8 protein-coding genes are annotated in these 6799 nt (G+C 37.4%); 5 read left to right on the top strand and 3 right to left on the bottom strand.

Going from position 1 to position 6799, the window contains the following annotated elements; genetic code table 11:
* Nucleotides 1-220: 220 nt before the first annotated feature.
* The 3 genes from B2R82_RS18700 to B2R82_RS18690 form a co-directional block, all read right to left on the bottom strand.
* Entirely contained in the window at nt 221-1312 is a 1092-nt protein-coding gene (locus tag B2R82_RS18700; protein ID WP_286926373.1) for an extracellular solute-binding protein, read from the bottom strand.
* A gap of 197 nt (nt 1313-1509) precedes the next feature.
* Nucleotides 1510-2436, bottom strand: coding sequence for an EamA family transporter (locus B2R82_RS18695; protein WP_286926372.1), 927 nt, complete (start codon nt 2434-2436; stop codon nt 1510-1512).
* 18 nt (nt 2437-2454) lie between these two features.
* On the bottom strand, nt 2455-3018 hold the full coding sequence (locus B2R82_RS18690; RefSeq protein ID WP_286926371.1) for a GNAT family N-acetyltransferase: 564 nt from the start codon (nt 3016-3018) through the stop codon (nt 2455-2457).
* A 249-nt stretch (nt 3019-3267) separates the two neighbouring features.
* On the opposite strand from B2R82_RS18690, the gene B2R82_RS18685 reads away from it, so the two are divergent.
* The 5 genes from B2R82_RS18685 to B2R82_RS18665 all read left to right on the top strand — a co-directional run bounded on the left by B2R82_RS18685 (nt 3268) and on the right by B2R82_RS18665 (nt 6726).
* On the top strand, nt 3268-4215 hold the full coding sequence (locus B2R82_RS18685; protein WP_286926370.1) for a carbohydrate kinase family protein: 948 nt from the start codon (nt 3268-3270) through the stop codon (nt 4213-4215).
* On the top strand, nt 4187-4666 hold the full coding sequence (locus B2R82_RS18680; RefSeq protein WP_286926369.1) for a protein-tyrosine phosphatase family protein: 480 nt from the start codon (nt 4187-4189) through the stop codon (nt 4664-4666). The genes B2R82_RS18685 and B2R82_RS18680 overlap by 29 nt, the downstream gene beginning before the upstream one ends.
* 187 nt (nt 4667-4853) lie before the next feature.
* Entirely contained in the window at nt 4854-5057 is a 204-nt protein-coding gene (locus B2R82_RS18675; protein ID WP_286926368.1) for a PLD nuclease N-terminal domain-containing protein, read from the top strand.
* Nucleotides 5054-5947 (top strand): ABC transporter ATP-binding protein, encoded by an 894-nt coding sequence (locus B2R82_RS18670; protein ID WP_286926367.1) that lies wholly within the window; start codon nt 5054-5056, stop codon nt 5945-5947. Before B2R82_RS18675 ends, B2R82_RS18670 begins: the two co-directional genes overlap by 4 nt.
* Nucleotides 5944-6726, top strand: a complete 783-nt coding sequence (locus tag B2R82_RS18665) for an ABC transporter permease (protein ID WP_286926366.1) — start codon at nt 5944-5946, stop codon at nt 6724-6726. The genes B2R82_RS18670 and B2R82_RS18665 overlap by 4 nt, the downstream gene beginning before the upstream one ends.
* Nucleotides 6727-6799: the final 73 nt, after the last annotated feature.

Genomic DNA, 6799 nt, shown 5'->3' with positions numbered 1-6799 from the left:
CTCTGCTCTGCGCGAAAGCGAAGCGTCAGCAGCAAATGTTTTCTGTAGCGAAAGCAAAGCGACAGCTACAAATCACTCAGTCGGAACGGAGATCAACCCATCGTTTTGAAAAAGGGCATATTTTTTAATTTGTCACCTTGATTTCATTGACATAATAGTATTTCAACAACATGACTAGTGATAACACTAGTAAGCTATTTTCTATCATTAATGAGAAATGTTATTTACCACGTCCTTTAATATTATTATCCCAGTATTCCATCCACTCGGCTTCTTTTTCCGACATAAGCTGCCAATCAATATCAAAAGTTTTTAAATCTAGCTCTTGGAACCATTCAGGCATTGTTGCTTTATCGATATCAGAACGTGTAGGAATCTGATAATAATCATTAGCTAGTTGCGTGACCATACCCTTTTCAAATAGGAATTCAACGAACAGCTTTGCATTTTCTAAGTTTTTCGCATTGTTGACAACAGCTACACCATCTACTAAAATTGGTGCACCGCTTTTTGGATAAATGTAGTCAAAAGGATAATCTGTCGTATATTTTTTTAATAAAATATCTTGCAGATTCCATAACGAAACACTGCCCTCCTGACGAGTAAGCTTTAAATAAAGTGCATTTGGATCTTGTGTATATTCTTTTGTATTGGCATCTAATTGTAATAGCCAATCATAGCCCTTTTCAGGGGATTTATCACCTTGACGTACAATCATCGAGGAATAAATAGTCCGCATAGTCCCAGATGCTAAAACACCACGAATTAAAATTTTATCCTTCCATTTAGGATCTAATAAGTCATCCCAATCCTGTGGACCAGATTCTTTCGTTAATACATCATTGTTAATCATAATTACTTCGGGTAGAAGCATTTCACCAAACCAACGTCCTTCTGCATCTTTATGCGCAGTATTGATGGAATCGATAAAACTTGGCTGCCATGCATGAAGTAAATCCTCATTGGCCCCAACAATAAGCGCTGATTGTGTACCACCCCACCAGAAATCAGCCTGTGGGTTTGCCTTCTCACCACGTAGACGCTCTAAAATTTGCTGAGCCCCCATTGTCAAAAACTCTACCTCAATGTCTGGATACTTTTCATTAAATTGATCTATTACCTTCTGTACCATCTCCTCATCGCGGCCAGTATAAATAACTAACTTGCCTGATGGTGATGTTTCAACATCAGTCTTTTCAGGATTTGGCGTTTTGTCATCATTTGTAGAATTCTTGTTGTTATCACTACTACATGCAGCTAAGACAATGAGCATTAGCACAAGGAAAAAACCGAAAATACGCGATTTTTTCATCATCTTCTCCTTTCTCCAATTGAGTAACTTGCATATAGCAGTATAATACGGAGGTAACACAATAATGTTAGAATTATTAAAAAATTCTAATTGCCCTCATCATAAACTAAGTAAATATTGGTTATCAACGCCATCATTACAAAATTCGAAAAAACTCCTTAAAAAGGGCTAACCATTTTTAAGGAGATTCATTTAAATTATGCGTTTTTATTGTTAATTGGTTCTAAAAAAGTGTCTTTTTGTCGACGTTGGGTAAGAATTGTAGGAAGCATCATCCCGACAATGACAAGAATTATACCGATTATTTGTATAGTAGTTAATGGTTCATGTAGAACAATAACGGAAACTGTAACTGCTACAGGAAGTTCAATGGCACTTAATATGGAGGCAAGGGCACCACCAATTTTCGGAATGGCTATTGAAAATAAGTAAATTGGCAAAATAATGCCCAAAAGCCCTAAAGCTAATCCATACTTCCATAAGCCTTGAACAAATAATTTTCCATTCCATATAATTTCAGGGTTCAGGACGATACTAATTAAAATAAGTGCAACGAAGGATACAATTAACACACGGGCAGTAGTTGTAATACCTTCCACAGGTCGTGAGTTAAATTGAATAAAACAAGCAAAGCTAAATGCAGCAGCAAAGCCAAACAGCCATCCTTTTATTGGGATGCCACTTAGATCCACATTTAACACACCAGCGGCTAAAATGGTTCCTGCAAATAAAATAATAAGAGAAATCACTTCTGGACGACTTGGTAACCGTTTATGTAATGCACAATCCAACAGTAGACCTATCCAGGTAAATTGAAAGAGCATCACAACTGCTAAAGAAGCAGGTAGATATCTTAATGATTCCCCATAAACAATACCTGTTGTTCCAGTAAGCAGTCCTGCACAAACCAAAATAGCTAGCCCGCTTTTCGATGGCTTGGGTAATTGTCTTTGTGTTATTAAAAAAATAGTGAGGACCAGTATGAAGCCAATAATATATTGACTTGATACAGCCTCCGCTGATGTAAAGCCATGTTGCATCGCTACTTTGACAATTGTCGACAGTACTCCATAGCTACTAGAGGCAATAACAATCAGTAGAGGATATAGTAAATTAGTTTTCATATTTTTGCGATTCACTTCCTAAATTTGCTTCACCATATGATGAAAAGGTTCATCAATAATTGACCATGGTTCTGTAATGACGAAGCCTAAACGTTCATACAAACGACGTGCATTTTCTTTTTGAGTTTCAACATTTAACGATAGTTTTTTAAAGCCTCGCTGCTTTGTTAGTTCCTCTGCATATTGAAGCAGCAATGTACCAATTCCTTTACCACGAGCCTCAGATGTAACACATACTGTATCAATATAGTACTCGTCCTCGTGAGCCTCTTGATCAATGATAATAGAAGGCGCATTTTTAGCTTTCAGCCATTTTACAAGGTTAGCATCCATCTCAATAGCCTGCTCACCATTGTAATAAACAAGAATTCCTAATACGTGTTCATCCTCAATGGCTACATAAGTATTTAAATAAGAATGTCGATTATCTTCACGCTTGAAAAGGTTTGTTAATTCTCGTTTAACAGCTTCCTCTGTCTGTTCACCAGTTAAACGATTGGCAATATCACCAATAGCATCCATTATTAATGGAACAACGGCATGGGCATCCTGTGGTTGCGCTTGTCGAATTGTTATACTCATTGTCAAAATCCCTACCTTTCTATAGGCAAGTATAACAAAGATAGAAGATGACTCAAGTTTTAAGTCAAGGATGCTCGCATTCCTATTTTTCAGAAAACTTTAACTTCCTTCAGCGTTATGTCGAGGCATAATTGATACATAAGCCCATCACTATGGAGGATTAAAGAAAGGCATCCTCATGAAGTTTCACTTTATGCGACAACTATTTTCATGTTAATCTATAATGAATAGACTTTTGGGAGGACAACAATGACAAAGGATGAGAAGGATTTTATATTAGTCTATGGAGATGCTTTTATTGACTATATTGCTGATGATGTAACAAATACATCTTTTACTAAATATATGGGTGGGGCGACTGTAAATGTGGCAGCGGGTATTAGCCGTATTGGTGCGCCATCTGCATTAATTACCATTACTGGGAATGACGAGGGCTCACAATTTGTGAGAGATGGACTTGCACAAGAAGGGGTGACTCTGGATTATGCAGTTTTTAACCCTGCAAAACGTGTTAGCGGTGTCTATGTGCATTTAACTGAAGCATGTGAGCGAATTTTTAAAGATTATGTCGATGAAACGCCAGATCTACAAGTAGAAGCGTCCCAATTGAATGAAGAAGCTTTTAAACATGCCTCTGCGTTAACTGTTTGTTCAGGTACAATGTTCCATCCTACAGCACTTGAAACAACACGTGCTGCAGTAGAAATGGCTAAGGAAAAAGGGGCCATTATTGCGATGGATGCGAATTTAAGACCTCTACGCTGGAGCAGTGAGGAAATCTGCCGTGAAACAGTCACATCTTTTTTTGAACAGGTAGATATTTTAAAGGTCACAGATGATGAACTTTTCTTCCTTACAGAGACAACAAATTTGGCAGAGGGAATTGAGCATTTAAACAGCTATCTAGTGCCAATTATTTTAGTTACTGTTGGTGAAAACGGCACATATGCCGTATTAAACGGTGAGACGATTCATGTACCAACAGAGAAGGTAGTGCCGGTGGATACTACAGGTGCCGGGGATGCTTTTATGGCTGGTGTATTACGTGATGTTCATTACAATGGGTTACCTACAACAGAAGAGGAGCTTATTCGTTGTGTAAGCTTTGGCAATAAGCTAGGTGCTTTAGCGGCAACAAAAGCGGGGGCTTTAACAGCTCTTCCTTATTATGATGATATTAAGCATTTGCTTAAATAATCATGTGGAGCGTGTAAAAATGGAGAAGAACTATGATGTATTAGTGAAGGATCGATTATTTTTCGGTGGGGCAAAGGATGCTGAAGCGGCTTTTGAGCATGAGTCCGTTGATGTCGTCATAGATGTTCGAGTAAATGGTATTACCGCAGAAGAACAGAAGGAGTCTTCTTATCTGTACAAGCATTTACCGATAGCTGATGAAGATTTAGAGGTAGCACCATCTATAAAAAAAGCAGCCAATGAAATCATTTCTGCCTTTGAGAGTGGACAGAAGGTATACTTTCATTGTGGAAGTGGCGGTGGACGAGCAGGTGTTGCAGCCACAGCGGTATTGATGGAGCTTGGATTTGCAAGCTCTCTAGAGGAGGCTGAAGCGGCTGTAAAGGAAGCACGTCCACAAGTAACAATCCGTCCAAAAATGGCGGATGCTTTGCAGAAACTATATAAATAATGATCAGGGGAGTACCATAAAGTATTTTGGTACTTCTTTTTTATTTCTATAAAACGGTCCTTTTTAGCAAAAACATAACTAAATAGATTTGCATTTTCTTATAATGGTGTTTCCTTAATTTTGTTCTATACATATTAGAACAAAATTTGTTATAGTAGTGGTATAACAACAAATTGAGGTGATCAGTATGATAGAGCAGTTAGGGAATATTCCATGGGCAATCATAGCACCACTAATCATCGTACAATTAATTTTAATGATTGTAGCTCTATTTGACTTACGAAAAATTCACGCAACGAATGGTCCTAAGATTTTATGGGTTTTTATAATTGTTTTTGTTAATCTACTTGGACCCATTGCATACTTTATTGTTGGGAGAAAACAAACATGACAATATTGCTTAAAGTAACAGGTCTGACTAAGCAATTTGCAGAAAAAGTTGTAGTGGATGATATTGATTTCACACTAGAAGAAAATACATCAACAGCTTTGATTGGACCGAATGGTGCAGGGAAAACAACAACTTTATCAATGTTAACCGGCCTATTAAAGCCAACTTTTGGAAGTGTAAAGTTGCAGGATGGTGAGGTAAGAGACAACATTGGTTTTTTACCACAATATCCACAATTTCATCCTTGGCTAAGTGCGATAGAGTTTACAGAAATGGCTGCAAAATTAAATGGAGTCCCCGCTAAAAGCGCTAAAAAAGATGCACAAAAAACGCTTGAATTTGTAGGGTTGGGTAATGACTTAAATAAGAAAATTGCTACATTTTCAGGTGGTATGAAGCAACGTCTTGGCATTTCTCAGGCAATTGTGCATAAGCCTAAATTACTGTTATTAGATGAGCCTGTTTCTGCTTTAGATCCAGTAGGACGAAGGGAAGTTCTTGATTTATTAAAGGGCTTACAGCAAGAAACGACTATTTTATATTCCACACATATTTTAAATGATGCAGAGGAAATGACAGATCAGCTATTATTTTTACGTGATGGCAAATTAGTAGAGCAAGGAACATTGCGAGAGGTACGCCAGCGCTTTGATGAGCTCCATTATGTCATAGAATTTAGCTCCGAAGAAGAGGCAAAACATTTTACTGAGCAATATGAGCTGAAAGGCGAAATCAAGGGATGTTTTGTATATATAGAAATTATTGATGAGAAGCCAAGTATGCAACAGTTACTGCAATATTTAAGTAATGCCCCTTATAAAATCAGAAAAGTGGAAAGACAAACGGCATCACTTGAAGAAATTTTTATGAAGGTGGCGAAAAGAATATGAGAGGATTTAACGTACTTCTGCAAAAGGAATTTAGAGAAGCCTGGCGAAGCAGGAAGTTTTTATGGATACCCCTTGTATTCGCATTACTAGGTATGAGTGATCCACTGACAAACTATTATATGATGGATATTTTAAATGCTGTTGGAAATGTACCAGAAGGATTTGAAATGTTACTGCCAGAGTTAATGCCTGCCGATTTACTACAAGCTTCTATTGGACAGTTTCAAACAATAGGGTTACTAGTGATAATGGCTACTTTTGTTGGAGCAATTAGTAAGGAGCGCGCAAATGGAATGGCGACGCTCTTATATGTACGTCCAATTTCATTTGCTGCATATTTTCTAAGCAAGCTTACGGTTTTAAGTGTTATAGGTTTGGTTAGTATTATAGCAGGCTTTACAGGTAGTGTTTATTACACAGTAATTTTATATGGATCATTTGATATAGCAACACTTCTAGCAAGCTTTTGTACTTATTATGTTTGGCTGGTATTTGTACTAGCGGTCACACTTCTAATGAGTGCAGCCTTTAAAACAACTATTGCCACAGCATTTACGTTCATTGTGATTTTTGTTGGACAGATTATAGATGCATTGGTGGGCTCATTTTGGACCATATCACCGTGGAAAATTCCGGGATATGGTGTACAGCTTATCCGTGGTACGATGGAAATGTCGGATTATTGGTGGAGTATATTAATTACGGTTATACTACTTATAGCTTGTATCGTTTTAGGAATATGGACCATGAAGAAAAATGCTGCAATGACAAAGATTTAGAGCAATTTAAAAAAGGGTGACATGGCTAGCAAAATAAAGTGCTAGTCCTTTTTTGTTGTATAGTATATAGTTT

The sequence above is a fragment of the Lysinibacillus sp. UBA6686 genome (assembly GCF_002455205.1).
Classification (GTDB): Bacteria; Bacillota; Bacilli; order Bacillales_A; family Planococcaceae; genus Lysinibacillus; species Lysinibacillus pakistanensis.
Note: the sequence above shows the minus strand (reverse complement) of the source record. Positions and strands in the feature narration are given on the sequence as shown.

Excerpts from the sequence above, each read along its gene's own strand:
- B2R82_RS18695 (WP_286926372.1), bottom strand. The coding sequence starts at position 2,436 with ATGAAAACTAATTTACTATATCCTCTACTGATTGTTATTGCCTCTAGT.
- B2R82_RS18685 (WP_286926370.1), top strand. The coding sequence starts at position 3,268 with ATGACAAAGGATGAGAAGGATTTTATATTAGTCTATGGAGATGCTTTT.
- B2R82_RS18670 (WP_286926367.1), top strand. The coding sequence starts at position 5,054 with ATGACAATATTGCTTAAAGTAACAGGTCTGACTAAGCAATTTGCAGAA.
- B2R82_RS18665 (WP_286926366.1), top strand. The coding sequence starts at position 5,944 with ATGAGAGGATTTAACGTACTTCTGCAAAAGGAATTTAGAGAAGCCTGG.
- B2R82_RS18700 (WP_286926373.1), bottom strand. The coding sequence starts at position 1,312 with ATGAAAAAATCGCGTATTTTCGGTTTTTTCCTTGTGCTAATGCTCATT.
- B2R82_RS18690 (WP_286926371.1), bottom strand. The coding sequence starts at position 3,018 with ATGAGTATAACAATTCGACAAGCGCAACCACAGGATGCCCATGCCGTT.
- B2R82_RS18680 (WP_286926369.1), top strand. The coding sequence starts at position 4,187 with ATGATGATATTAAGCATTTGCTTAAATAATCATGTGGAGCGTGTAAAA.
- B2R82_RS18675 (WP_286926368.1), top strand. The coding sequence starts at position 4,854 with ATGATAGAGCAGTTAGGGAATATTCCATGGGCAATCATAGCACCACTA.